This is a genomic window from uncultured Schumannella sp., assembly GCF_905479755.1.
GTDB lineage: Bacteria > Actinomycetota > Actinomycetes > Actinomycetales > Microbacteriaceae > DCRR01.
In genome coordinates this window covers 16,110-41,290 of sequence record NZ_CAJQNT010000048.1, presented here as the reverse complement: position 1 = coordinate 41,290, position 25,181 = coordinate 16,110, and the positions used below count along the sequence as shown (strand labels likewise).

Annotated in this window: 22 protein-coding genes; 10 read left to right on the top strand and 12 right to left on the bottom strand. The window is 70.2% G+C overall.

What is annotated here, in order from left to right; translation table 11 throughout:
• Positions 1 to 2 precede the first annotated feature (2 nt).
• Together QZ258_RS11810 and QZ258_RS11805 are read left to right on the top strand one after the other, a co-directional pair.
• Complete coding sequence (locus QZ258_RS11810) at positions 3 to 779, top strand: type IV toxin-antitoxin system AbiEi family antitoxin domain-containing protein (RefSeq protein ID WP_294181780.1); 777 nt, start codon at positions 3 to 5, stop codon at positions 777 to 779.
• Positions 776 to 1,681: a nucleotidyl transferase AbiEii/AbiGii toxin family protein gene (locus QZ258_RS11805; protein ID WP_294181778.1), complete on the top strand. Its 906-nt coding sequence runs from the start codon at positions 776 to 778 to the stop codon at positions 1,679 to 1,681. Before QZ258_RS11810 ends, QZ258_RS11805 begins: the two co-directional genes overlap by 4 nt.
• A 166-nt stretch (positions 1,682 to 1,847) precedes the next feature.
• Here the strand turns inward: QZ258_RS11805 and gatB are convergent, their stop codons facing one another.
• Both gatB and QZ258_RS11795 read right to left on the bottom strand, forming a co-directional pair.
• A complete protein-coding gene (gatB, locus tag QZ258_RS11800; RefSeq protein WP_294181776.1) occupies positions 1,848 to 3,368 on the bottom strand; it encodes an Asp-tRNA(Asn)/Glu-tRNA(Gln) amidotransferase subunit GatB in 1,521 nt (506 codons plus the stop codon).
• 9 nt (positions 3,369 to 3,377) lie between these two features.
• The gene (locus QZ258_RS11795) at positions 3,378 to 3,761 is read right to left on the bottom strand and encodes a hypothetical protein (protein WP_294181774.1); all 384 of its coding nucleotides are present in this window, start codon (positions 3,759 to 3,761) and stop codon (positions 3,378 to 3,380) included.
• A 121-nt stretch (positions 3,762 to 3,882) separates the two neighbouring features.
• Here QZ258_RS11795 and add point away from each other — a divergent pair, with 121 nt between their 5' ends.
• From add to QZ258_RS11770, 5 genes are all read left to right on the top strand, one after another.
• Positions 3,883 to 4,935: an adenosine deaminase gene (gene add, locus QZ258_RS11790; RefSeq protein ID WP_294181772.1), complete on the top strand. Its 1,053-nt coding sequence runs from the start codon at positions 3,883 to 3,885 to the stop codon at positions 4,933 to 4,935.
• Positions 4,932 to 5,741: a class I SAM-dependent methyltransferase gene (locus QZ258_RS11785; RefSeq protein WP_294181771.1), complete on the top strand. Its 810-nt coding sequence runs from the start codon at positions 4,932 to 4,934 to the stop codon at positions 5,739 to 5,741. The genes add and QZ258_RS11785 overlap by 4 nt, the downstream gene beginning before the upstream one ends.
• An 81-nt stretch (positions 5,742 to 5,822) precedes the next feature.
• Complete coding sequence (locus QZ258_RS11780) at positions 5,823 to 5,993, top strand: hypothetical protein (RefSeq protein WP_294181769.1); 171 nt, start codon at positions 5,823 to 5,825, stop codon at positions 5,991 to 5,993.
• Positions 5,994 to 6,197: 204 nt separating this feature from the next.
• The gene (locus QZ258_RS11775) at positions 6,198 to 7,634 is read left to right on the top strand and encodes an HNH endonuclease signature motif containing protein (protein WP_294181767.1); all 1,437 of its coding nucleotides are present in this window, start codon (positions 6,198 to 6,200) and stop codon (positions 7,632 to 7,634) included.
• An 85-nt stretch (positions 7,635 to 7,719) separates the two neighbouring features.
• Entirely contained in the window at positions 7,720 to 8,115 is a 396-nt protein-coding gene (locus tag QZ258_RS11770; RefSeq protein WP_294181766.1) for an HsmA family protein, read from the top strand.
• A gap of 24 nt (positions 8,116 to 8,139) precedes the next feature.
• Here the strand turns inward: QZ258_RS11770 and gatA are convergent, their stop codons facing one another.
• From gatA to QZ258_RS11735, 7 genes are all read right to left on the bottom strand, one after another.
• Positions 8,140 to 9,699: an Asp-tRNA(Asn)/Glu-tRNA(Gln) amidotransferase subunit GatA gene (gene gatA / locus QZ258_RS11765; RefSeq protein WP_294181764.1), complete on the bottom strand. Its 1,560-nt coding sequence runs from the start codon at positions 9,697 to 9,699 to the stop codon at positions 8,140 to 8,142.
• On the bottom strand, positions 9,696 to 9,995 hold the full coding sequence (gene gatC / locus QZ258_RS11760; RefSeq protein ID WP_294181763.1) for an Asp-tRNA(Asn)/Glu-tRNA(Gln) amidotransferase subunit GatC: 300 nt from the start codon (positions 9,993 to 9,995) through the stop codon (positions 9,696 to 9,698). The genes gatA and gatC overlap by 4 nt, the downstream gene beginning before the upstream one ends.
• Positions 9,996 to 10,106: 111 nt before the next feature.
• The gene (locus QZ258_RS11755; protein WP_294181762.1) at positions 10,107 to 11,630 is read right to left on the bottom strand and encodes an alpha/beta hydrolase; all 1,524 of its coding nucleotides are present in this window, start codon (positions 11,628 to 11,630) and stop codon (positions 10,107 to 10,109) included.
• Positions 11,631 to 11,886: 256 nt separating this feature from the next.
• Positions 11,887 to 14,274 (bottom strand): NAD-dependent DNA ligase LigA, encoded by a 2,388-nt coding sequence (gene ligA / locus QZ258_RS11750; protein ID WP_294181759.1) that lies wholly within the window; start codon positions 14,272 to 14,274, stop codon positions 11,887 to 11,889.
• A 76-nt stretch (positions 14,275 to 14,350) separates the two neighbouring features.
• On the bottom strand, positions 14,351 to 14,638 hold the full coding sequence (locus QZ258_RS11745; RefSeq protein WP_294181758.1) for a DUF1905 domain-containing protein: 288 nt from the start codon (positions 14,636 to 14,638) through the stop codon (positions 14,351 to 14,353).
• Between the two features lie 12 nt (positions 14,639 to 14,650).
• A complete protein-coding gene (mnmA, locus tag QZ258_RS11740; RefSeq protein WP_294181756.1) occupies positions 14,651 to 15,826 on the bottom strand; it encodes a tRNA 2-thiouridine(34) synthase MnmA in 1,176 nt (391 codons plus the stop codon).
• A 143-nt stretch (positions 15,827 to 15,969) separates the two neighbouring features.
• Positions 15,970 to 17,163, bottom strand: a complete 1,194-nt coding sequence (locus tag QZ258_RS11735) for a cysteine desulfurase family protein (RefSeq protein ID WP_294181754.1) — start codon at positions 17,161 to 17,163, stop codon at positions 15,970 to 15,972.
• Positions 17,164 to 17,182: 19 nt separating this feature from the next.
• On the opposite strand from QZ258_RS11735, the gene glgX reads away from it, so the two are divergent.
• From glgX to ybaK, 3 genes are all read left to right on the top strand, one after another.
• Positions 17,183 to 19,234 carry a glycogen debranching protein GlgX gene (gene glgX / locus QZ258_RS11730; RefSeq protein ID WP_294181752.1) on the top strand — a complete coding sequence of 684 codons (2,052 nt, stop codon included), beginning with the start codon at positions 17,183 to 17,185 and terminating at the stop codon, positions 19,232 to 19,234.
• A 62-nt stretch (positions 19,235 to 19,296) separates the two neighbouring features.
• The gene (locus QZ258_RS11725) at positions 19,297 to 19,857 is read left to right on the top strand and encodes a DUF2510 domain-containing protein (RefSeq protein WP_294181750.1); all 561 of its coding nucleotides are present in this window, start codon (positions 19,297 to 19,299) and stop codon (positions 19,855 to 19,857) included.
• Positions 19,858 to 19,866: 9 nt separating this feature from the next.
• On the top strand, positions 19,867 to 20,334 hold the full coding sequence (gene ybaK, locus QZ258_RS11720) for a Cys-tRNA(Pro) deacylase (RefSeq protein WP_294181748.1): 468 nt from the start codon (positions 19,867 to 19,869) through the stop codon (positions 20,332 to 20,334).
• A gap of 24 nt (positions 20,335 to 20,358) precedes the next feature.
• On the opposite strand, the gene QZ258_RS11715 is transcribed toward ybaK, so the two are convergent.
• Genes QZ258_RS11715 through QZ258_RS11705 form a run of 3 tightly spaced genes read right to left on the bottom strand, consistent with a single transcriptional unit; the run spans position 20,359 to position 25,126 of the window.
• Complete coding sequence (locus QZ258_RS11715; protein WP_294181746.1) at positions 20,359 to 23,370, bottom strand: glycoside hydrolase family 38 C-terminal domain-containing protein; 3,012 nt, start codon at positions 23,368 to 23,370, stop codon at positions 20,359 to 20,361.
• An 11-nt stretch (positions 23,371 to 23,381) separates the two neighbouring features.
• The gene (locus tag QZ258_RS11710) at positions 23,382 to 24,269 is read right to left on the bottom strand and encodes a carbohydrate ABC transporter permease (protein ID WP_294181744.1); all 888 of its coding nucleotides are present in this window, start codon (positions 24,267 to 24,269) and stop codon (positions 23,382 to 23,384) included.
• Positions 24,266 to 25,126, bottom strand: coding sequence for a sugar ABC transporter permease (locus QZ258_RS11705; RefSeq protein WP_363182266.1), 861 nt, complete (start codon positions 25,124 to 25,126; stop codon positions 24,266 to 24,268). The genes QZ258_RS11710 and QZ258_RS11705 overlap by 4 nt, the downstream gene beginning before the upstream one ends.
• Between the last annotated feature and the right edge of the window lie 55 nt (positions 25,127 to 25,181).

Here is a 25,181-nt window from a genome sequence, read left to right as displayed (position 1 = left end):
GCATGAAAGCCAGGGATGCGCTGCGCGAGCTGGCCGAACTGTCTGCCTCGCAATGGGGCATGTTCACCTCGGCCCAGGCTGCCGCGCGCGGAATCTCTCGGCTCACTCTTTCGCGGCTCACCGACTCCGGTAACCTCGAGCGTCTCGCGCAGGGGGTCTACAAGGATGCGGGTGCCCCCGGTGGCGCCCACCTCGACGTGCGCGCGGCCTGGCTCAGCAGCGAACCCGCGCGGCTCGCGAGCGACCGCCTGAACGATGGACACCGTGGTGTGGTCGTCTCAGGCCAAACCGCAGCCCGGCTTCACGACATCGGCGACCTGCGCTCGAACCGCACAGAGCTCAGCGCGCCCGACCGTCGGCAGACGCAGCGCACTGACATCCACTATCGGCGACGCGAGCTGAGCGCGAGCGATGTCACGATTCGCGAAGGCCTCCCCGTGACGACACCCGAGCGGACGATTGCCGACCTCGTCGAGGATCGCACCGACCTGTCTCTCGTCGCCGATGCGCTGCGCGACGCGACCCGGAAGTTTGAGATCGACTTCACGCGGCTTGCCGACCTGCTCGCGCCGCTGGCCGAACGCAACCGCCACCGCAAAGGAGACGGCGCGGCCCTGCTCGATCAACTGCAGGTGATCGCCGGGATTGACATCGAGACGCTCGCGCGGGAGATCGCCTCACGGGCAGATCTCGGCGCGCTCGTCACGCGCAACTTCCTCGCCCAGGCGCCAGCCTCTGAGATCAACCTCCGCGCCGCGTCCGCTGAGGCCAACACATGACCGAGCCGTATGCGAGCGCGAAGGCCGTCGAGTCGGCGATTCGCGATGCCGCGCGCACGGCGTTCGCGAGCGACGCATCCATGTCGATCCAAGATCGGATCCGCCAAGAGACCTTTCGCCGCTTCCTCAGTCGTGTCTTCTCCGAGCGCAGCGACCGCGACTGGCTCCTCAAGGGCGGCACCGGCGTGCTGGCCCGCGTCGCATCCGCTCGCAGCACCATCGACGTCGATCTCTTTCGCGCCAACAACTCGCTCGACGGCGCCCTCGCCGAACTGATCCGTCTGGCGAGCATCGACCTCGGCGACTTCTTCCGTTTCGTGTACACGCGGCATGCGCCCGCCGTCGGCGGCGACCAACAGGCCTACACCGAGGGCTACGCCGTCGACTTCGACGTCTACATCGGGGTCGACAAGAAGGAGCCGCTTCACGTCGACCTCGTCGTGGGAGTCAGCGTCACCGATGAGGTCACGGTCACTGCTCCCGCCAACCGTCTCGACCTACCGCGGCTGGCCAGCCACGACTATCGCCTGTACCCGGTCGCCGATCAGATCGCCGACAAGGTGTGCGCCACCATGGCCGACTACAACGGCCGGCCGTCGAGTCGTGAGAAAGATCTGGTCGACCTCGTGGTGCCCGCCACCACGCAGCCAATCCGAGCGGATGCGCTGAAACGCGCCGTTGACGTCGAGGCTGGCGCCCGTCGACTCGCACCGTTCACCGAGCTCGCGATCCCCGCGACGTGGGGGCGAAACTTTGCGAGGCAAGCGAAGGACGTGCCGTATTGCGCCGACTTTCGCACGGTTGAGCTCGCGAGCGAACTAATGCGTCGCTTCATCGACCCGGCGCTGCGCGGCGAGGTCACCGGGATGACGTGGGCACCGGAGCGACTCGACTGGCATTGATCAGGCTGCGAATCGCCGGACCGCACGTCGGAGCTCGGGATGAAGCTCGAGCGGCGCGCGGGTCTCGATACGCGGCTTCGCCGCTACTCGACCGGCAAGGTTGCGGTTACGCCGCTACTCGACCGGCAAGGTTGCGGCTTCGCCGCTACTCGACCGGCGCGCGGCGCTACTGGGCGGCGCGCTCCAGCACGAGCTCGCGCACGCGGGCCGCGTCGGCCTGGCCGCGCATTGCCTTCATGACCGCGCCGATGACGGCGCCGGCGGCCTGCACCTTACCGTCGCGGATCTTCTCCAACACGTCGGGCTGGGCGGCGAGCGCCTCGTCGATTGCGGCGATCAGCGGGCCGTCGTCGGAGACGACCTTGAGTCCGCGCTTCTCGACCACCTCGGCGGGGGTTCCCTCCCCCGCGATCACACCCTCGATCACCTGGCGGGCGAGCTTGTCGTTTACGACGCCCTCATCGACGAGCGCGACGACACCCGCCACCTGGGTGGGAGTGATCAGCGAGGTCGGTTCGGCATCCGCGGCATTGGCGAGTCGGGCGATCTCGCCCGTCCACCACTTGCGGGCCTGGGCCGGGGAGGCGCCCGCGGTGACGGTCTCTTCGACCTCCACCAGGAGGCCAGCGTTGTAGACATCCTGGAACTCGAGCTGCGTGAATCCCCACGAGTCGCGCAGTCGGCGACGCTTCGCGGCGGGCGCCTCGGGCAGGGCGGCGCGCAACTTCTCGATCAGTTCGGCACTCGGCTCCACCGGAAGCAGGTCGGGCTCGGGGAAGTAGCGGTAGTCATCCGCGTCGCTCTTCGGGCGCCCGGCGCTCGTCGTTCCGGTGTCTTCGTGCCAGTGGCGGGTCTCCTGCGTGATCGTGCCGCCCTTGGCGAGGATCGCCGCCTGACGCTGGATCTCGTAGCGCACCGCGCGCTCCACCGAACGGAACGAGTTCACGTTCTTCGTCTCCGTGCGGGTGCCGAGCTTCTCCTGCCCGCGCGGGCGCAGGCTCACGTTGGCGTCGCAGCGCAGGTTGCCGCGCTCCATGCGGGCCTCGCTGATGCCGAGACCGCGCACGATGTCGCGGATCGTCGACACGTACGCCTTGCCCACCTCGGGGGCGCGGTGCTCGGCGCCGAAGATCGGCTTCGTCACGATCTCCACCAGCGGCACGCCGGCCCGGTTGTAGTCGACGAGCGAATATTCGGCGCCCTGGATGCGTCCGGTGCTGCCGCCCATGTGGGTCAGCTTGCCGGCATCCTCCTCCATGTGCGCGCGCTCGATCGGGATGGTGAACACGGTGCCGTCTTCGAGCTCGATCTCGACGCTGCCATCCAACGCGATCGGTTCGTCGTACTGGCTGATCTGGTAGTTCTTCGCCAGATCCGGGTAGAAGTAGTTCTTGCGGCTGAACGTAGAGCGCGGCGCGATCTCGCAACCGAGGGCCAGCCCCAGGCTGATCGAGTACTCGACCGCCGTCTGGTTCACGACCGGGAGGCTGCCGGGCAGCCCCAGGTCGACGGGCGTGATGAACGTGTTCGGGGTCTCGTCGTGGCTGTCGCGACCGGCCGCGGCGGGGTTCGGCGCATCCGAGAACATCTTCGTCTGGGTGCCGAGTTCGACATGCACCTCGAAGCCGAGAACCGGCTCGAACATCTCGAGAGCTTTGTCGTAGTCCATGAGGTCGGGCTTGGCCATGGCTTCAGTCTATTTGGCGCGCGTACTCCAAATTGCCGCGGCGATGAGCACCGGCTGGAACGGCAGGCGCGCCAGGCGCTTCGCATCCGTGTCGAGGGTGAACCCATCGCGGCGGTTCGCCCACTGCGAGATGTTGCCGGGGAAGATCGCGACGAAGAAGGCCGCCACCGCGGCACCCACCCACGGGCGCGCTTTGGCCGGCGCGGCAACCAACGCAGTGCCGAGCGCGATCTCGGCGACGCCGGAGGCGACCACCGTCGTGTCGGGGTCGAGCGGCACCCACGGCGGCACCTGCGCCTGAAACTCGCGGCGCGCGAAGGTGAGGTGCGCGATACCCGCGAAGGCGAGCGCGGAGCCGAGCAGGATGCGGGAGGCGGTGCGAGCGGCAGTCATATTCTCATCATGCGGGTGAGGCTGGGCGGGGGCTGGGTGGCTCGGAGCTGAATGACGCAGCGGCTACGCTTCCCACGGACGCTCTCAGCCCGACCGCCACGCCCCCGCACAGGAGTTTCGCGTGACCGACCCCTCGCATCCCGACACCACCGGGCGTTCGTTGCGCGCCCTGCCGAAAGTGCACGCGCACCTGCACCTCGACGGCGGGTATCCGCTGGCTGCCGTGGAGCGGCTCGCCCGGGCGCAGGGCGGCTCGTTCGAGCGACCCGCGCGCTTCCGCGATGCGGGCGAATTCTTCACCGCCTACGCCACCGTGCCCGCCCTCGTGCGCGACCTCGACGACCTCGCCGCGCTCTGCGTCGCCCTCGTGCACGCCGAAGCGCAGTCCGGGGTGCTGTACCTGGAACCCTCGATCGAGCCGCAGCTCTACAGCCCGCGGCTCGGCGACCTCGACACCGTCACCCGCACCATCGTCGATGCGTTGCAGCGCGGGGCCGCCGAGACCGGCGTCGAGGTGGGCGCCAACCTGACCGTCACCGCCGGCGTCGAGGCACCGCTCGCCGAGGAGCTCGCGGTGCTCGCCACCCGCTTCGTCGGAGCCGGCGTCAGCGCGTTCGGCACCGCTGGGCCGGACGACCCGTCCGGCCCGCTGCGCTTCCAGCGCGCCGCGCGGATTGCTCGAGATGCGGGCCTTCAGGTGGTCATCCACGCCGGGCAGACCGGCGGCCCGATCGACGGCCCCGCGAGCGTGCGCTCCGCCCTCGATGTGCTCGGCGCCACCCGGATCTCGCACGGCATCCACGCCGTGCACGACCCCGAGCTGTTCGCCCGGCTCGCCGCCGAGGGCATCGTGTGCGACGTGTGCCCCGCCTCCAACCTCGCCCTCGGCGTTGCGGCGACGCTGGCGACGCATCCCGCGCCCGCGATGCTCGCGGCGGGAGTGCCGATCACCCTCAACGCCGACGACCCGCTCTGGTTCGGCGCCGACATCACCGCGCAGTACAAGATCGCGCGCCGGGAGTGGGGCATCGACGACGCCGGGCTCGCGGCTCTCGCGCGAAACGGGCTGCGGGTTGCCGGCGTGAGCGAGCGAACGCGCGCCCGATTCGAGGCCGCGCTCGACGACTGGATCGCGTCGGCGCCCGACGCCGCGCCCAGGAGCGTCGGGGTATGACCGTCAGCTGGGCCGGGATCGCCGCCGACTACGACCGCTCCTTCGGGCTGATGTGCGCCGGGGCCGTGCCGGCGCTGCTGGAAGCGGTGGGGGCGCCGTCGGCCGGTACGGCTGGCGCGGGTGGCTCGGCTGAGCCGGGCACGCTCCTCGACGCCGGATGCGGCACCGGCGTCGCCGCCGCCGAAGCCGTCGCGCGCGGCTGGCAGGTCACCGGAGTGGATGCCGAAGAGAGCATGGTTTCCTTCGCCCGCGAGCGCGTGCCGGGGGCGCGGTTCGAGGTGGCTGAGCTGGCGCGGCTCCCCTACGGTGATGAAGCTTTCGCCGCGGTGGTGGCGAACTTTGCGGTGAACCATGTGGAGCATCCGTCGGCGTGTGTTGCGGAGTTGCGGCGGGTTGCCAGGCCGGGCGCGCCCATCGCGGTCACGGTGTGGCCGTGGCAGCCGACCGAGCTGAATCAGCTGTGGGCGGCGATCATCGACGAGACCGGCACCAAGCCCGCGGGCGGGTTCGTGATGCCGGAGGCGAGCGACTTTGCGCGCACCGAGGAGGGCGTGTCGGGGCTGCTTTCGGCCGGCGGGTTCGCGGTGCGCGAGGCGCGGCGGGTGGCGTGGTCGTTCGCGGTGCCGGCAGACGATCTGTGGGCCGGCGTCGCGGCCGGGCTCGGCACGATCGGGCAGGCGTACGTCGCGACGACGGATGCGGGACGCGCGGCGATCGCGGCGGCGTACCGCGAGCGGGTCAGCGGCCTAGGGCCCGTGCTGCGGTATCCGGTGGAGGCGGTGCTCGTGGCGGGAGTTGCGGATTAATCGCGGAACCACTTGACACAATCGCGCCTTGCTGGTTGGTTAGTTACTACACCAACTAACCAACTCACTAGGAGACACACAATGTCGAACACCCAGACCGTCGCCGCCACCCGCGCCACGAACGCCGCATCGAAGAAGGACGTGCCCTGGTACGCCGTGCCGAGCATCCTCGCGATCCTGATGCTGAGCTCGGGAGGCTTCTTCCTGCTGATCGCACAGGGAATCTCGGTCATGTCGGGCACCAACTACTGAGGTCCGGAGCCGCCGAGACCACCTCGCAGCGCCCCGCTCGCAGCGCCCCGCTCGCCATCTCGGCGGCCGGGGCGCTGTGCGTTGGCCGGAGAGCTCTGCCTGTACGGGTCGAGACGGCCGGGCGCCGCATCCTCTCCTCCACAGGCCGCCGCTCGCCGAGAACTTGTACTAGTACAAACGTTCGAATCTTGAGAAAATTGTCTCATGACGACGACCACCACCTTCCCCGCCTTCGCGGATCCGACGGTGCCGTTCGTCGCTCCTGCTCCCTCGTCGCTCGGCGAGCTGACCGACGACGCCGTCATCGATCTCCAGCGCACGCTCGGTGAGCTACGCCGACGCGTCGACGCGGTGTCGTCGGTGGTGGCCGGCGAACTCGCACGTCGCTCCCGGCACGACCTCGGCTTCGAAGGGCTCGCGCAGCGCCTCGGCGCCCGCACGCCGGAGACCTTGGTCGCGCAAGTCACCGGCAGCTCACCACGCGACGCGGCCGCGCTGGTCCGCGTCGGCACTCTCGTCGCCGATCTCGATCCGGGCGTCGGCACCAGCCGTGCTCCCGGTGCTGCCGGTGCTGCCGGTGATCCTGGGGCCGAGGTGCGGCGCTTCGAGCATCTCGCGCCCGTCTCCCGCGCGGTCGCCGAAGCCCGCCTGTCGATCGGCGCGGCCGACACGATTCGCCTGACGCTCGGAGCGCCAAACGACCGCGTCAGCTCCGAGTCGCTCACATCCGCCGCCGCAACGCTCGTCGACGCCGCCTCGTCCCTCAGCCTCGACCAGCTCGCCGCGCGGGCGCGTGAACTTCGCGCCGAACTCGACGACACGACCGTGCGCGAGCACGAACGTGAACTCCGCAGTCGCCGCTACCTTCGACTCACACCGCAACCCGATGGCATGACCCGGATTCACGGCCTGCTCGACCCCGAATCCGCCGCCATCGTGGTCGCCAGCGTCGATGCCGCCACCTCTCCGCGGCGCGGCGGTCCGCGCTTCGTCGACAGCGGGGCCCGCGGGCGCGCAGAAGCCGAGCGCGTCGCCCGGCTCACGCGCGATGCGCGCGACACCAGTCAGATCGCGCTCGACTCCCTCGTCGAACTCATTCGCATCGGAACCGTCGCCGACGACGGCACCGTCCTCGGCGCTCGCACCCCGGCCGTGCGGGTGCTCGTCACCGACGCCGACCTGGCCCGCCGTCGCGGAGCCGGCCACCTCGAAGGGCAGAGCTCGCCGGTGTCGATCCCCGCCGTCGAACGCCGCATCTGCGCTGACGGCACCGTGCCGATCCACTTCGACTCCGACGGACAGGTGATCAACGTCGGCCGCGATCAACGACTCTTCACCGCCCGGCAGCGCATCGGGCTGGCCGCCCGAGACGGCGGATGCCGATTCCCCGGATGCGAACGACCTCCCACCTGGTGCGAAGCGCACCACATCATCCCCTGGCATCGAGAACGCGGACGCACCGATCTTGCTGATGGCGTGCTGCTCTGCCGGCATCATCATCTGCTCGTGCACGACAACGGGTGGCGCATCACGCGCGACGGGGCCAACTACTCGGCGATCCCACCACGCACGCTCGACCCTGCCCAACGCCCGATCCCGATGCCGTCGCGCAGCGCAACCGCGCGCCGCCTCGCGGGGTGAGCTCACCAAGAACCTAGAGCCAACGTGTTCCCAGGTGGGACTTCGGTCCCTATGCGCAAGCTGGACGGTCCCTCAGAGTGGACGCATGCTGATTCCCGCCATCGTGCTCATCACCGCCGCGCTCATCTTCTACACGATCGGCGTCTGGGCCGAGAGAATCCGTCGCGACCTGCGCCCGTGGCATGCGGTGTTCTTTGGACTGGGACTCGTGAGCGACGTGACGGCGACCCTCATGATGACGCAGATCGCCGCCAGCAACCCCAACACCGACACCGGCCTCGCGGCGGTGCTCGGCACCGTGATGGCGATCACCGGAACGATCGCCATCGTGCTGATGGCGGTCCACCTGGCCTGGGCGATCGTCGTGCTCGTGCGCAACCGCCCCGCCGAGCGGCAGAACTTCCACCGCTTCTCGGTCGCCGTCTGGGCGATCTGGCTGATCCCCTACCTCGCGGGCGCCATCGGCGCCAACATCGGCTAGCGGAGAGCCAGCACTCTCGCGCGCCTAACCGCGGGCCGGCGCCCGATCCAGCAGCGGCGCACCCCAGCTGTCGACGAGCGACTGCTCGAGTGCGGCGCCCACCGTGTAGAGGCGCGCGTCCTGCCGCGCGGGGGCCATGAACTGGATGCCGACTGGCAGGCCGTCCTCGGGCGCGAGACCGGCCGGAATCGAGATGCCGGGGACCCCGGCGAGGTTCGCCGGGATCGTCGTCAGATCGTTCAGGTACATCGCCAGCGGGTCGTCGAGCTTCTCCCCGAGCTTGAACGCGGTCGTCGGCGCCGACGGCGTGGCCAGCACGTCGCAGTGCTCGAATGCGGCGTCGAAGTCGCGCTGAATGAGCGTGCGCACCTTCTGAGCACTCCCGTAGGAGGCGTCGTAATACCCGGCACTCAGCGCGTAGGTGCCGAGGATCACGCGACGCTTCACCTCGGGACCGAAGCCCGCCTCGCGCGTCGCCGACATCACGTCTTCGACCGTGCCACCGGGCACCTCGACCCGCATGCCGAAGCGCACCGAATCGAACTTGGCGAGGTTGCTGGATGCCTCCGCCGGAAGGATCAGGTAGTACGCCGCGATCGCGTACTCGAAGCTCGGGGCGCTCACCTCAACCAGTTCGGCGCCCTGCGCTTCGAGCGCGGCGAGGGACTCGTGGAAGCGCTGCAGCACGCCCGACTGGAAACCTTGGGACTCCTGCGACATCTCCTTCACGACGCCGATCTTGAGGCCCTTGACGGCGCCGTCGCGCTGACCGGCGCGCGCCGCCTCGGCGAACGAGGGCCAGGCATCCGGAATCGACGTCGAGTCGCGCGGATCGTGCCCGCCGATCACGTCGTGCAGCAGACCGGCGTCGAGCACCGTGCGGGTGACCGGTCCGACCTGGTCGAGCGAGGAGGCGAGGGCGATCGCGCCGTAGCGCGAGACGCCGCCGTAGGTGGGCTTCATGCCGACCGTTCCGGTGACAGCACCCGGCTGGCGGATCGAGCCACCGGTGTCGGAGCCGAGCGCGAGCGGCGCCTCGAACGCGGCAACGGCGGCCGCCGATCCGCCTCCGGAGCCTCCGGGAATCCGGTCGAGGTCCCACGGGTTCCGCGTCGGGCCGTACGCCGAATGCTCCGTCGAGGAGCCCATCGCGAACTCGTCCATGTTGGTCTTGCCGAGCGGCACGAGGCCGGCGGCGCGCAGCCGTGCGACGACCGTCGCGTCGTACGGCGGAACCCAGCCTTCGAGGATCTTGGAGCCCGCGGTGGAGGGCATGTCGAGCGTGCAGAGCACGTCCTTGATCGCAACGGGCACGCCCGCGAGCTCGGGCAGGGCCTCCCCCGCTGCGCGACGCTGATCGATCGCGGCGGCCGTCTCGAGCGCGGTGTCGTTCACGTGCAGGTAGGCGTGGATGTCGCCCTCGACCGCAGCGATCCGGTCCAGGTGCGCGCGGGTCGCTTCGACGCTCGACACCTCGCCTGCGGCGAGAAGGTCGGCCAGCTCGGCGGCGGTCGCGCGTGTCAGGTCGGCAGGTGCGCTGGCCCCGGAGTTCGCTCCCCCGGCGGTGGTCCCGGCGGCGCTCACTGCTCTTCTCCCAGGATCGCGCTGACCTTGAACCGCGACCCGTCGTGCGCGGGCGCGCCGGAGAGCGCCTGCTCGGTCGTGAGGGTCTCGCCGACGACGTCGGGGCGCGTCACCGTCCCGAGCGCGATCGGGTGGCTCGTCACGGGGACGTCCGGGGTGGCGACCTCACTGACCTTGGCGACCGAGTCGACGATCGCTCCCAGCTCCTCGGTCAGGTGACCGATCTCGTCGTCGGTCAGACCGATCCGGGCGAGGTGGGCCAGATGGCGCACCACCTCGGGGGTAATTTCAGACACAAACAACTCCGGACGATCGACGACGAGTGCGCTCTTGCGGGACTCCCCCAGTCTATTCGGGCGAGGGCCGCGCCTCGCGACGCGCGCCCGCTCGTGCACCGCGACGGCGGCTCAGAGCGAGCCGACCCGCTTTCCGGCGGAGGCGCCGGTCGAGACGCTGGCGGCGTACTGCGTGACCTCGACCCCGGCGCCGATCACCAGATCGGTGCGGTCGATGCCGATGAGGGCGAGGTTTCGGAAGGACTCGCCGCCGGGAGTGAAGTAGTCGTTGTGGCTGAACGCGCCCCCGAGTTCCTCGCCCGTGATCGGGTCGATCGCCCCGTCCACCGCGAAGTGGTTGGCGCCGTACGCCTCGCTCGCGGGCTGGCTGCCGAAGACGCCGGTCGACGGGATCGGGTCCCACGGGGCGACGCCCACCCAGACGTTCGCGTCACGCACGTTCAGCTCGCTCGCGGTCTGCGCCGGGCTGCCGGGAGACCCGAGCAGGGCGAGCGCATCCACCGTGACGTCGTTCTCCTCCAACGCCAGCAGCGCGGCCGTCGAACCGTAGGAGTGCGCGAACACCGAGACATACGCACCCGTCGGTCGCAGCGCGTCGAAGCCTTGAAGCGCCGAGGTGAGCGTGTCGCGCCCCTCCCGTGCCAGATCCATGGAGGCCACGTTCAGCAGCGACGGGGTGCGGTAGCCGATCCACGACACGGTGGCCGCCTGCGGAGCGAGGTCAGCACCGGCGACGAGCACCTCGGCGGACTCGCCGGCTGCGGGGGCGAGGCGGGCGAGCCATTCGTTCTGCTCCACGGCGAGAGCATCGGCCATGTCGGTCCACGCCACGAGCTGCGCGTCGACACCGAAGAACATTCCCGGCACGACGTAGCTCACGTACTCGGCGGTCTCCAGCGCTCCGATGCCGATCGCCGCGCGGCCGTCGTCGGTCGTGTCGAGCAGGATGAGCGTGCGGGCGAGCCCGGATTCGCCGGGCTCGAGCGCGGCGACGATCTGCTCCAGCATGTGGAGACGCGTCTCCAGCTCGGCGGCTTCCGCGCGGCCCGGCTGTTCGGCCAGGCGCGACTCGATCTCGTCGACCGTCGTCGTCAGTCGCGCGCGGTTGGCCACGTCGCGCGACGCGTAGTCGACTCCGTCGAGCCCGCCGACCAGTTCCGGTGCGACGTCGATCAGCGCGGCGCGCTCGCTCTCGGCGGTCGCCTCCCACCACACAACCACGTCGCTCGCGAGCGGCGGTGCCGCGAGGGTCTCGGCGATGATTGTCGGGTTCTCGGTGACGAACTGGTCGAGCTCGACGCGCGGCAGCGCGGCCAGTTGGGTCAACAGCGCGGTTCCGCGGAGGTTCGCCAAGCTCGCCGACTGCCCCACCCCGACGACCGCGCGGGGACCGATGAACGGGTCGGGCGATCCGATCCACGGCGATTCGGAGCCTCCCCGCACCGACGCGGACGGTGTCACGTCGCCGGCGAGCATCGCCTCGAACGCGATCCGATCGGCCGATGAGGTCGCGGGCGAAACGGCGGACACGGTGAGCGAGGCGGGAACTGTCGCCGGGGAGCGATCGATCATGCCGAGGACCTCGGCGACGCCCGTGACGGCCGCCGAGGTAGTGAGGATTGCGGTGATCTCCACCAGCAAGACAGTTGTCCCCTCGCCCCAGCGTGCGATCGGTCCCTAGAAAATCTTTATGACCGCACGAGTGCATTCTATGTTCCGAATGCACCCCAAATGGGGGTCGAATTGTGTCCAATTTGTGAATTTGCTCGACAAACCCGGATTTGTCCCCCGAACAGGGGGCAGAAAAACCCGTCTCGCCCGAAAAGCCGGGCCAGAAGGCGCCCCGCGACACGCCGAAGTTCCGCGCGGTGTCCTCCAAAAGGAGGAGGTCCTAGCTGTCTGCCGGAGCCTCACCGAGCGCCGCGGGACCGCCCTCGACCAAGAGCGCGAATTGGGCGGCATCCAGGATGCGGATGCCCAACTCCTCCGCCTTCTGCAGCTTCGATCCGGCCCCCGGGCCGGCGGCCACGAAGTCGGTCTTCTTGCTCACGCTGGACGCCGCCTTGCCCCCCGCGCGAATGATCGCCTCCTGGGCACCCTCGCGGGTGAAACCCTCCAGCGAGCCGGTCGCGACCACCGTCAATCCCGCGAGCGGACCGTCGGCGGTGGCGGCGTTGCCCGGCCCCGGGTGGCCCGGCACCACGAAGGGCACGCCGGCGGCCTGCCAGCGCTCCACGATCTCGCGGTGCCAGTCGATCTCGAACCAGGCCAGCACCGCCTCGGCGATGATGTCGCCGACTCCGTCGACCGCCGCGAGTTCCTCTCGGGTCGCGGCGCGGATCGCGTCGAGCGAACCGAACCAGCCCGCCAGTGCGCGCGCCGCAACCGGCCCAACGTGCCGGATATTGAGCGAGACCAGGAAACGCCACAGGTCTTTCGCCTTCGCGGCCTGGATGTTCGCCAGCATCTCTTCCGCAACCTTGGAGGGCACGAATTCGGCGTCGCCGAACCAGTCCTCGCCGGTTGCCGCCGGGTCGAACTCCGGGTCGGCGTCTTTGCCCGTCATCTTGCGCTTGCGCCGGAACGGAGTGTCGGTCTTGACGCGGATTGTGACCCCGTCGGCGGTGGTGAGGTCATGGCCCGCCTCGCCCGCATCCACCTGCTTCGGAAGCCCCGTCTCCGAGTCGCGGACGATCACCTCGATCGGGAAGATGTCGTCGATGCGCAGGTCGAACAGCCCCGCCTCGGTCGGGAGTGGCGGGTCGGACGGGTGAAGCGGCTGCGTCAACGCAGCCGCCGCCACCTCGCCCATCGCCTCGATGTCGAGACCGCCGCGGCTGGCGATGTGCTCGACGCGGCCGCGCACCTGCGCAGGGCACGTGCGCGCGTTGGGGCAGCGCAGGTCGACGTCGCCCTCCTTCGCGGGCGCGAGCGGCGTGCCGCACTCGGGGCAGTTCGCCGGCATCACGAACTCGCGTTCGGTGCCGTCGCGCAGTTCGACCACCGGACCGAGCACCTCGGGGATCACGTCACCGGCTTTGCGCAGCACGACGGTGTCGCCGATCAGCACGCCCTTGAGCTTGACGACGTCTTGATTGTGCAGCGTCGCCTGGCGCACCTCGCTCCCCGCGACACGCACCTTCTCCATCACCGCGTACGGTGTCGCGCGCCCGGTGCGCCCGACGCTCACGACAATGTCGAGCAGCTTCGTGTTCACCTGTTCGGGCGGGTACTTGTAGGCGATCGCCCAACGCGGTGCGCGGCTGGTCGCGCCGAGTTCGTCGTGCAGGGCAAGTTCGTCGATCTTGACGACGATGCCGTCGATCTCGTGCTCGACCGGATGGTCTTTCGTGCCCTGCCGGTGCTCGCCGTAGTGGGCGATGAAATCGGCGGCCGCTGCCGCATCCGCTCGCACCTCGAAGTGGCGACTCGTCGGCAGACCCCAGGTGGCCAACAGCGCGTAGACCTCGCTCTGACTGTGCACCGGCGTGCCGTCGTCGGCGGTCGGATCGGGCCAGGCGCCGATCCCGTGCACGAGCAAACGCAAATGGCGGATGCGGGTGCGCATCCGCTCGAGGGCCTCGCCCGACTTGCCTTCCTCCTTCTGCCGGAGGCTGCCGGACGCGGCGTTGCGCGGGTTCGCGAACACCCGATCCCCGGCGGCGATTTGCGCCGCGTTGAGCGCCTCGAAGGCCTCCACCGGGAAGAACACCTCGCCGCGCACCTCAACGAGCGCGGGCGGGTCATCGGTCGCGAGCGTCGTCGGGATGCCCGCGATGTGTCGCACGTTTTCGGTGACGTCTTCGCCGACGACGCCGTCGCCACGGGTGGCGGCGCTCACGAGTCGGCCGTTTTCATACCGGAGGTTGAGGGCGAGCCCGTCGATCTTGAGCTCGCACAGATAGGCGATCCGCCGGCCCGCGAGCCGTTCGGCGCGCGCGGCCCACTCCAGGAACTCCTCGCGGCTGAAGACGTTGTCGAGGCTGAGCATGCGCTCGGCGTGCGTCACCGGGTCGAACAGCGTCGTCTGCGCGCGTCCGCCGACCGTCTGTGTCGGGCTGTCTTGACCTTGGAGTTCGGGGAAGGCGTGTTCGAGTGCCTCGAGGCGGTGCATCAGGGCGTCGTACTCGGCATCGCTCGCCTCGAGGGCGTCGTGCTGGTAGTACGCCTCGCGGAGCTCGAGGATACGAGACGTCAGGTCATCGGCCTCGCGTTTCGCCTTCTCGAGAGTGAGTTGCTCGGCCGCAACCTGCCCGGTGTCACTGGTGCTCTTCGCCACGCGATCAGCCTAAGCCGATCCACCGACCGCGTCGCGGGGAGAAAACGCGGACTCGCCGCCTGGTCGTGCCCCCCACTCACCGGCGCGTGAGCGAGAGCTCGCCCTCGACCCAGTCACCCACCTCGACCGCCAGCCGCGACCGCACGGCGGCCTTGAGCGGGAGCAGGTAGACGCCGTCGCGCGGGAAGAGCGCGGTCGTGAACTCGACCCCGGCGATCGTGACCGAGACGGCCACCTGACCCCAGTACTCGAGGCCCGCAGCGGCGAGCTTCAGCTCCGCCGAGAGCGACTCGCTGAACCGCACGAACACGAACGGCGCCGGGCCGCGCCACTCGATCAGCGGGCCCGAGAACGAGAAGTGCACGCGACGGCTCGCTCAGGCGTCGACGAGCGTCGGCGCCACCGCGCTGACCGTGCGGTCGATCGTGCACTGGCCGAGCACGCGCGTGCCGACGTAGAGCACCGCCGTCTGGCCCGGCGCGACGCCGTCGAGCGGTTCGCGCACGCGCACCACGAGTTCGCGGGCGCCGCCGGAGGTGGTGGACGCGTGACCGGCTTCGGCCAACGCCTCCGCCGGACCGCGCACCTCGACGCGCGCCTCGGCCGCGACCGGGTCGCCATGGGCGCGCACCTGCACCTCGCAGTCGAACCAGCTCTCGGCATCCGCGGGGGCTTGCCCCGCCCAGGTGTGCTTCGCACCGGCCAACTCGGAGATCGCGAGCGCCTCCTTGGGACCGACGACGACCTCGTTGGTCTTCGGGCGCACCTCCAGCACGAAGCGCGGGCGTCCGTCGGGACTCGGGTAGCCGATGTTGAGGCCCTTCCTCTGCCCGACGGTGAACGCCGCAGCACCCGCGTGGGTGCCGAGGCGGTTGCCGTCGCGGTCGAGGATGTCGCCGTCTTCGGCGCCCACCTTGTCGGCGAGCCAGCCTCGGGTGTCGCCGTCGGGAATGAAGCAGATGTCGTGGCTGTCGGGCTTGCTCGCGACGGTCAGCCCGCGCTCGGCGGCCTCGGCGCGCACCTCATCCTTCGACGGGGTCGCCCCCAGCGGGAACCAGGAGTGCGCCAGCTGCTCGGCCGTCAGCACGCCCAGCACGTAGGACTGATCCTTGGCCCAGGTGGCGGCGCGGTGAAGTTCACGGTGCCCGTCGACGCCCTCGCGGATGTCGGCATAGTGCCCGGTGACGACCGTGTCGAAGCCGAGCGCGAGCGCCTTCTCGAGCACCGCCGCGAACTTGATCCGCTCGTTGCAGCGCATGCACGGGTTCGGGGTGCGACCGGCCTGATACTCGGCGATGAAATCGTCGACGACGTCCTCGGCAAACCGCTCCGAAAAGTCCCAGACGTAGAACGGGATGCCCAGCAGGTTGGCAGCGCGACGCGCGTCGAGCGCATCCTCGACGGTGCAGCAGCCGCGGGAGCCGGTGCGCAGGGTGCCGCGCTGACGACTGAGCGCCAGATGCACGCCGACGACCTCGTGCCCCGCGTCGACGGCGCGCGCGGCCGCCACGGCGCTGTCCACGCCTCCGCTCATCGCCGCAAGTACCTTCATGCCCTCCAGGGTACGGGAGGTGCGAGGGAAGAACCGGGGATGCGCCGGGATCGGACCGGCGCGCGGCCCGCAGGCCGCAGCGTTGGACCGCGCGCGGCCCGCAATGCGGGACCCCTCGCGGCGCGGTCGCCGAGCACGCGTCGCTACTCGCGCACAGGCCCGCCCAGGCGCGGCGCCCGCCCCGCGAGCCCCGCCTCGCGCGCCGTGGCGACCACCCGGGGAAGCACCGCCAGCACGCGGTCGATGTCGGCATCCGTCGTCTCGTCGCCGAGCGAGAAGCGCAGCGAACCGCGCGCGGTCGCCTCGTCGAGCCCCAAGGCGAGCACGACGTGCGAGGGCTCGGGCACGCCCGCCTGGCAGGCCGAACCGGTCGAGACCTGAATTCCTTCGAGGTCGAGCAGGAACAGCAACGAGTCGCCCTCGCAGCCCTCGAACGTGAGGTGGGCGTTGCCCGGCAACCGACCGGCCGGATCCGGGTCTCCGCGCAGGCGGGCCCCCGGCACCGAGTCGAGAATCCCCGCCACGAGCCGGTCGCGCCGCGCCGCGAGCGCCGCGGCGCGCGAGGGCAGGTCGGTCGTGGCGCCGTCGGCGGCGAGCCCGAACGCGGCCGCCCCCGCCGCATCCTGAGTTCCGGAGCGAGCCCGCTGCTGATTGCCCCCGTGCTGCAGAGGTTCGAGCACGGTCGCCCGGGCGACATAGAGCGCGCCGATGCCGACCGGCCCGCCGATCTTGTGCGCCGAGACGCTGAGCGCGGCAGCGGGCACGGCCCGCACGTCGATCGGCACCTGGCCGTAGGCCGCGATCGCGTCGAGGTGCACGGGGACGCCGTGCGCGGCGGCGAGCGCGACGATCTCGGCACCCGGCTGGAGGGTGCCCACCTCGTTGTTCGCCCACAGAGCGGTGACGAGCGCGACCGTCTCCGGATCGCGGGCGAGGGCCGCCTCCAGCGCGTCGAGCCGGATGCGTCCCACCTCGTCCACGGGGATCCACTCAATCGACGCGCCCTCGTGCTGTTCGAGCCACTGCACGCTGTCGAGGGTGGCGTGGTGTTCGGCTCGGGTGGTGAGGATGCGGGTGCGCGGTGCGCGCGCCCAGTACAGCCCCTTGACGCCGAGATTCACCGCCTCGGTGCCGCCCCCGGTGAAGACGATCTCGACCGCATCGGCACCGATCGATGCCGCGACCCGCTCGCGCCCGTGCTCCAGCACGTCGCGCGCACGCTGGCCCGCGGCGTGGATCGAGGACGGATTCCCGACCTCGCCGAGCGCATCCAGAAACGCGGCGCGCACGGCCGGCGGCATGGGAGCGGTTGCCGCGTGGTCAAGATAGATGCCCATGGGTCCTAACCTAGAACGCATGTCGCCGAACGAGCCCGCCGCACCCCTGGGTGTGCGACGCACGGACGCCGGCGGCGAGCTTCGGGTCTGGAGCGCGAACGCGGAGTCGCTGGAGCTGGTTCTGTTCGACGCGACCGACCGCGACTGGGTGACGTCGAGAGTTCCCCTGACGCGCGGCGACGACAACGTGTGGAGCGCGACGAGCCCCGACCTCACGGTCGGCACCTCCTACTCGGTGCGCGCGTCGGGGCCGCGCGGGCCGCGTCACCAGTTCGACGCGGGGCGCGATCTGATCGACCCGTACGCACGCGGCCTGGCCCGCAGCACCCAGGGCGAGTGGCGCTCGTTCGTCGTCGACGAGGACTTCGACTGGGGCGGCGTCGGAAAGCCGCGGATCCCGCTGGATCACAGCGTCGTCTACGAGGCCCACGTGAAGGGCCTGACCAAGCTCAATCCGGCGATTCCCGAAGAGTTGCGCGGCACCTACGCGGGACTCGCGCACGACAGCACGATCGCGTACCTGACGGATCTCGGCGTCACCGCCGTCGAACTGCTGCCCGTTCACCAGTCGGTGAGCGAGGAACGCCTGCAGAAGATGGGGCTCGTCAACTACTGGGGCTACAACACCCTCAACTTCTTCACCCCGCACGCCGGCTACGCCTCGCGCGCGGCGCAGACCGGGGGCGCGAGCGCGGTGCTGCGCGAGTTCAAGGGGATGGTGCGTCGCTTGCACGAGGCGGGCATCGAGGTCATCCTCGACGTCGTCTACAACCACACCGCCGAGGAGGGGCCGGGCGGCCCGACCTCGAGCTTTCGCGGTCTCGACAACTCGAGCTATTACCGGCAGGACGAGCGCGGCCACTACATCGATGTGACCGGCTGCGGCAACACCCTCGACTTCTCGAACCCGGTCGCGCAGGGCCTGGTGCTGGATTCGCTGCGCTACTGGGCCGAGGAGGTGCAGGTCGACGGGTTCCGCTTCGATCTCGCCGCGACGCTCGGGCGCGACGCCGACGTCGAGTTCCAGCGCGAGCACCCGCTGCTGTCGGCCATCATCAGCGACCCGGCGCTTCGCGACGTGAAGATGATCGCGGAGCCGTGGGATGTGGGGCTCGGCGGCTGGCAGGTCGGCAACTTCCCGGCGGGCTACTCGGAGTGGAACGACGGCTACCGCGACCGGATGCGCAACTTCTGGCTGCGCGACATCGCGGCGGCACGCCACACCGACGGCCTGCCGAGCGAAGGAATCGGTTCGCTCGCGCGCCGGCTGGCGGGCTCGAACCACGTGTTCTCGATCGAACGCGGCCCGCTCGCGAGCGTCAACTTCATCACCGCGCACGACGGGTTCACCGCCGCGGATCTGGTCGCCTACAACGACAAGCACAATCTCGGCAACGGCGAAGACAATCGCGACGGCTCGAACGACAACAAGTCGTTCAACCACGGCGTCGAGGGCCGAACGACCGACCCCGAGATCGCGCGCACGCGCCGTCGGGCGATCCGCAACCTGCTCGGCACGCTGCTGCTGAGCGCCGGTGTGCCGATGCTGACGGCGGGCGACGAGTTCGGGCGCACCCAACGCGGCAACAACAACGCCTACTGCCACGACAGCGAGCTCACCTGGATGGCGTGGGACCGTGAGCCCTGGCAGCACGAGCTGCACGCCGTCGTCCGCGAGCTCACGCGCCTGCGACGCGAGAACCCGGCACTGCGTCCGGTGCGCTTCGGTCGCTGGGGCGAGACGACGCCGGGCGCGTCGCAGATGGACTGGTACAACAAGCAGGGCCTCGCGATGAGCGAAGCGGACTGGGATTCCCCCGCCGAGCGAACCCTGCAGTACCTCGCGGCGTCGACGCCCGAGCACGAGTCCTTCAACCGCATCCTGCTGGTGGTGCACGGCCTCGAGACGGACGTGACCGTCACCCTTCCCGAGCATGCCGGGGTGAGCGGTTACACGCTGTTGTGGGATTCCGTGCACGACGATGTCGCCGAACGCGCCGAGGAGTTCGCCCCGGGTCAGGAACTCGAGGTCGGTCCGACCTCGATGAAGCTGTTCCGCGCGCACGGCTGAGACTCGCCCGCTGACGGCGTCCGCTGACGGCGCGACGGCGGCGGGCTCGGTACGCTCGACGCATGACTGATGGCCCCGGACCCGCCCGCGCGGGCTGGTATCCGGACCCGGAGAGCTCAGGCCAGGACCGCTGGTGGGACGGGCACAGCTGGAGCGCCACCCGCCGCCCGAGCGAGCCGCCGCATCTCACCCCGACCGTGATTCCCGCGCCGAGCCGTTCGCCACGCCCCGACCCGTACGCGCGTTCCGGCGCCTCCGGAGCCGGCGGCGGCTCGCGCTTTACCGGGCCGCGCGCGACGCCGTGGGGCGGCCGTTCGACGAGCGGGGGCGGGAGCCCGATCGGCACGGCGAATCCCAACACCCTCGCGACGGTGGGCTTCGTGATGGCACTTCTCGGCGTCGTCGTGAGTGTCTTCGGCCTGGTGAGCCTCGCCGGGGCCGTCGTGTCGCTGTTCGCCCTGCCGCGCGCACGCCGCCTCGCCGCCGCCGGCTCAGCCCGGACCGGTCGCGGCCTCGCCATCGCGGGCGCGGTGATCGGCGGGCTGAGCTTCTTCGGCTGGATGCTCATCTGGCTCATCGTCGGCCTGACGGCGCTGCTCCCGGCGCTCACCGGGGCGAGTTAGGCGCCGCGCGTGAGCACCCCCGCCACCGTCGCGCTGCGCGCCGCCGGCATCGCCTTCCGCGAGCATCCGTACACGCACGACCCCGCCTCGCGGAACTTCGGCGCGGAGGCCGCGGAGCAGCTCGGCCTCGACACCGACCTCGTCTTCAAGACCCTGCTCGCCGAGGTCGACGGCCGCCTCGCCGTCGCCGTGGTGCCGGTGAGCGGCAAGCTCGACCTGAAGGCACTCGCCGCCGCGCTCGGCGGCAAGAAGGCCGTGATGGCCGACCCCGCGCTCGCAGAGCGGAAGACCGGCTATCTGGTCGGCGGAATCAGCCCGATCGGGCAGAAGACCGCCCTGCCGACCGTGCTCGACGAGACCGTCGAACTGTTCGACACGATCTTCGTCAGCGGCGGCCGGCGCGGCTTCGACATCGAACTCGCGCCCGCCGACCTGCAGCGGATCACCCACGCCGTCATCGCCGACATCGCCCGCTGAGCGGTCCGCGCCTGGCGCGCGTCGCTAGGCCGACACCGCGTGGAAGCGCAGCGTGACGAGCTGGAACGGCCGCAGCGTCAGCGCCACCGCGCCGTCGGCCGAGCCGGTGACCGCCCGGGCGTCCACGCTCCGCTCGAGCAGATCGGTTTCGGTGACCTCGCCCCAGGCGAATCCGGTCCGCAGGTCGCCGCGAGCCGTGCCGCCGTGCGCTTCGTAGAGGCGCACGATCACGTCGCCCGAACGATCCTCCGCGAGCTTAACCGCTTCGACGACGATCGCCGGCGTACTCAGCGACACGAGCGGGGCCACGGGTGCGGCCCCGGTGACGACGCGCAGCGGCAGGTTGAGGCGGTAGCCCTCCTCGACCGCGCCGGCGATCTCCGCCCCGACCGTCACCGCCACCCGGAACTCGTGCCGGCCCTGATCGGCTCCCGGATCCGGGAACAGCGGCGCCCGCAGCAGTGAGACCCGTGCCACCGTGGCGGTGGTGCCGTTTGGCTGCCGGATGCGCCGGATGTCGTGACCGTAGCTGGCGTCGTTCGCGATCGCGACGCCGTAGCCCGGCTCGCCGACGTGAACCCACCGATGCGCCGAGGTCTCGAACCGCGCCGCGTCCCACGAGGTGTTGCTGTGGGTCGGTCGATGGACGTGACCGAACTGGATCTCCGACGCAGCCCGATCGGCATGCACGTCCAACGGGAAGGCGAGCTTGAGCAGCTTCTGCGTCTCGTGCCACTCCACGACGGTGTCGATGTCGAGCGTCGGCGAATCGCCGAGAAGCCGCAGCTCCTGAACAACGCTCGAGCGACCGAACGACCGCGAGACGCGGATGCCGCCGCCGTCCGCCGTGACCTCGACCGAGTCCGCGGCGGTGAGATCCTCGCCGAGGCGGCGGTAGCTCTCATCGATGTCCCAGGCATCCCACTGGTTGGGGGTATCCCGGAAGAGCTGTAGCAGGTTCGCCGCCGCCCCCTCCGGAATCACCTCGCGCTCGGCGCGGCGGTCGAGCATCGAGGTGACCAGGCCCCGCGAATCCACCCGGACGCGCACGCGGGCGTTCTCCAGCACGAATCCGTCCGCCTCCGGCAGCGCGGAGACGCGCGCACCGGAGCGTGCCGCGCCGGCCCCGTGAGCGGGAACCCCGTCGCGGGCGAACGGCCCCGCGTTGAAGGTCAGCTCGAGATCGCCGGAACCGGCGAGCGCGGTGAGCGACCGGGCGATGATCTCCTCCAGCGCACGCGACACCTCCGCGTAGCCGCGCTCCGCCTCCTCGTGCACCCAGGCGATCGAGGTCCCCGGCAGGATGTCGTGGAACTGCTGCAGCAACACCGTGTGCCAGGCGGTCTCGAGCTCGTCGTAGGGGTAGTCGAGACCGGCGAGCGCGGCCGCGGTCGCCCACAACTCCGCTTCACGCAGCAGGTGTTCGCTGCGTCGATTGCCGCGCTTGGTGCGCGCCTGCGAGGTGTAGGTGCCGCGGTGGAACTCCAGGTAGAGCTCGCCCGACCAGACGGGCGCCTCCGTGTACTCCGCCTCCGCGGCGGAGAAGAACTCGCGCGGCGTCGAGATGCTCACCCGCGGCGAGCCCTCCAGGTCTGCCGTCCGGGCGATCTGGGCGAGCATCTCGCGCGTCGGTCCCCCGCCGCCGTCGCCCCAGCCGTAGGGCAGCAAGGACATCGTGCCGACGCCCTTCTCGGCGTACTGACGCTCCGCCTTCGCGAGCTCCCGAGCGGAGACGTCGGAGTTGTAGGTGTCGACCGGGGGGAAGTGCGTGAAGACCCGCGTGCCGTCGATGCCCTCCCACCAGAAGGAGTGGTGAGGCATCCGGTTGGTCTCGTTCCACGAGATCTTCTGGGTCAGGAACCATCTGGACCCCGCCGCCGCGACGATCTGCGGCAGGGCGGCGGAGTAACCGAAGGAGTCCGGCAGCCAGACTTCGCGCGGCTCGACGCCGAGCTCTTCCATGAAGTACTTCTTGCCCGCGACGAACTGGCGCGCCATCGCCTCACCGCCGGGCATATTCGTGTCGGACTCGACCCACATGCCGCCCACCGGAACGAATCGGCCCGCCGCCACCTGCCGCTTCACACGTTCGAAGAGCTCCGGGTAGTACCGCTGCACCCAGGCGTACTGCTGCGCACTGGAGGCGACGAACGTGTAGTCCGGATCCTCCTCCATCAGCGCGAGCGCGTTCGAGAAGGTGCGCGCGGCCTTCCGCACCGTTTCGCGCACCGGCCACAGCCATGCCGAGTCGAGGTGCGAGTGCCCCACCGCGGCGAGCCGGTGCGCGCTCGCGGAGGCGGGGCGCGACAGCACCCGGGCCAGGACCGCGCGGCCCGCCGCAGCCGTTCCGGCGACGTCGTGGGGATCGACCGTGTCGATCATGCGGTCGAGGGCATGCACGATCTCGGCGCGCCGTGGAAGCTCGGCGGGCAGCTCGCCCACGAGACCCCGGAGCGTCCAGACGTCTTGGATCAGCTCCCAGACCTCACGATCCAGCAGTCCGAGCTCGAGCGTCCGCAGCACGTAGGCGTGCTCCGGGCCGGCCGTCGCCACGTCGCCCAGCGGTGTCGGGGCGAAGGTGAAGTCGCCCGCGACGTTGGGGTTCGCGGCCGCCTCGAGAAAGAGGTCGACCGGCTCTCCCGCCGCCCCCGCCGGCAGGTAACTGTTGAGCGGCTCGATCGCCTTGATGATCGAGCCGTCGGGGCGGTACGCCATCCCCTCGGCCTGAAAACCGGGGGTGGTCTGGTCGTAGCCGAGGTCGACGACCACCTCGGCGCGCGTGCCCTCGGCCGTCCACTCGGCGGGCACCCGGCCCGTGACGCGGAACCACACGGTGCTCCAGGGCCTACCCCACGACGCGCCCACCGCGAAGGGCCGGAACTCCTGCTCCCGCGCGTCGGCGAACGGCACCGGCTCGCCGGGCACCTCCCACGCGGAGACCTCGAGCGCCGCCCGCTCCCGGTAGACCGCGGGGGCGAGCCGCTCCCGCGTGAAGCGATCGATTCGCGCCTCGACAAGGCTCCGGTTGTCATGCATGGAAGCTCCTTTCAGCCCTTCACCGCACCCGCGAGGGCAAAAGATCCGCCGATCCCGCGCGCGACGAGCACGTAGAGCGTGATGACGGGGACCGCGTAGATCAACGAGAACGCCGCGAGCTGACCGTAGGCGACGGTGCCGTACTGGCCGAAGAAACTGTAGATGCTGATCGCCGCGGGTTGTCTGCTCGGCGAGAGCAACAGGATGAAGGGAACGAAAAAGTTGCCCCAGGCCGCGAAGAACACGTAGATCGAGATCACCGCGATGCCCGGGCGCATCAGCGGAGCGACGATCGTGCGCAGGGCCCGCATGGCCGAGGCGCCGTCCATCCAGGCCGCCTCCTCGAGTTCGAGGGGAACCGCATCCATGAAGTTCTTGGCCAGATAGATCGCGACCGGAAGAGAGGATGCGGCAAGGAAGGCGACCGTGCCGGGGATCGAATCGAGCAGGTGGAGGGCGACGAAGAGCGCGTAGACCGGCACCATGATCGCGGTGATCGGAAGACACGTGCCGAACAGCACGATGTACATGAACGGCCGGTTGAATCGCGCCTGGTAGCGCGACAGCGGATACGCCGCGAGCAGCGCGAGCACGACCGTCAGCACGGCGGTCGACACCGAGATCACGAGGCTGTTCCACATCGGCACGAACGTGAGTTCGGGCGTCAGGACCGCCGTGAAGTTGTCGAGGGTGAGTTCGGTGGGCAGGCGCGTCTGATACGTGCTGTCGGCGTCGAACGCCGCGAAGACGAGCCACGCGAGCGGGAGAGCGAAACACAGTGCAACCAGGACCAGCGAGGCGTTCGCGAAGGCGGCCACGGTGCGCTTCGAGGGCGACGCGACCGAGCGTCGCGCGCGCACCGGCGCCACCGGGAGTCCGGGCGTCACGCGGGCGCTCATGCGGCACGCTCCCGCGGGACGCGCAGCGCACGGATGTACACGACCGAGAACACGGCACCGACCGCGAGCATGACGGTCGCGATCGCCGTGCCGTACCCGATGTTGCCGAAGCGGAACGCCTCCGTGAAGGCGTAGATGGGCAGCGTCGCGCTGTCGTTTCCGGGCCCGCCAGCGGTCATCACCCAGATGAGCGTGAAGACGGACAGCGTCTGAAGCGTGATCAGCATCAGGGTGGTGGTGATGGTCTGCCGGATCATCGGAAGCGTCACGTAGACCAGGCGCTTGGCACCGTTGGCGCCGTCGAGCATCGCCGCCTCGGTGATCTCCTGCGGCACCTCGTTGAGGGCCGCCTGGTAGATCATCATCGAGAACGCGGTCCCCCGCCAGATGTTGGCGAAGATGACGGCGATCATCGGAAAGCTGAACAGCCAGTTCGGCCCCTCGAGTCCGAGCACCCCGAGCAGCTGGTTGAGCGTCCCGTCCTGGCTGAAGAACGCGTAGGCGACGAACGCCGCCACCAGCTCCGGAAGAATCCAGGCGGCCACGACGACGGTGGCGACGACGGCACCGAGCCCGGCGCTCGCGCGCGTCATCGCCACCGCGAGCCCCAGGCCGAGGAAGGTCTGGGCGAGCACCGCCGAGACCAGGGTGAAGACGACGGTGAGCCCCACGGACTTCGGAAACACCGGGTCGGCGAGGAGTGCGGCGTAGTTGGCGAGCCCGACCCACTGGGGGTCGGCCGCGGCCCGACCGGTGAGCGCCGCATTCGTGAGCGAACCGACGAGCGACCAGATGATCGGGCCGAGCAGGAACACCGCCATCAGGATGACGGCCGGCACCAGCGGAAGGGTCCGCACTGCCTTGGCCCTCGCTGACACGGTCACGATGCGACTCTTCCTGATCGCCCGCGGG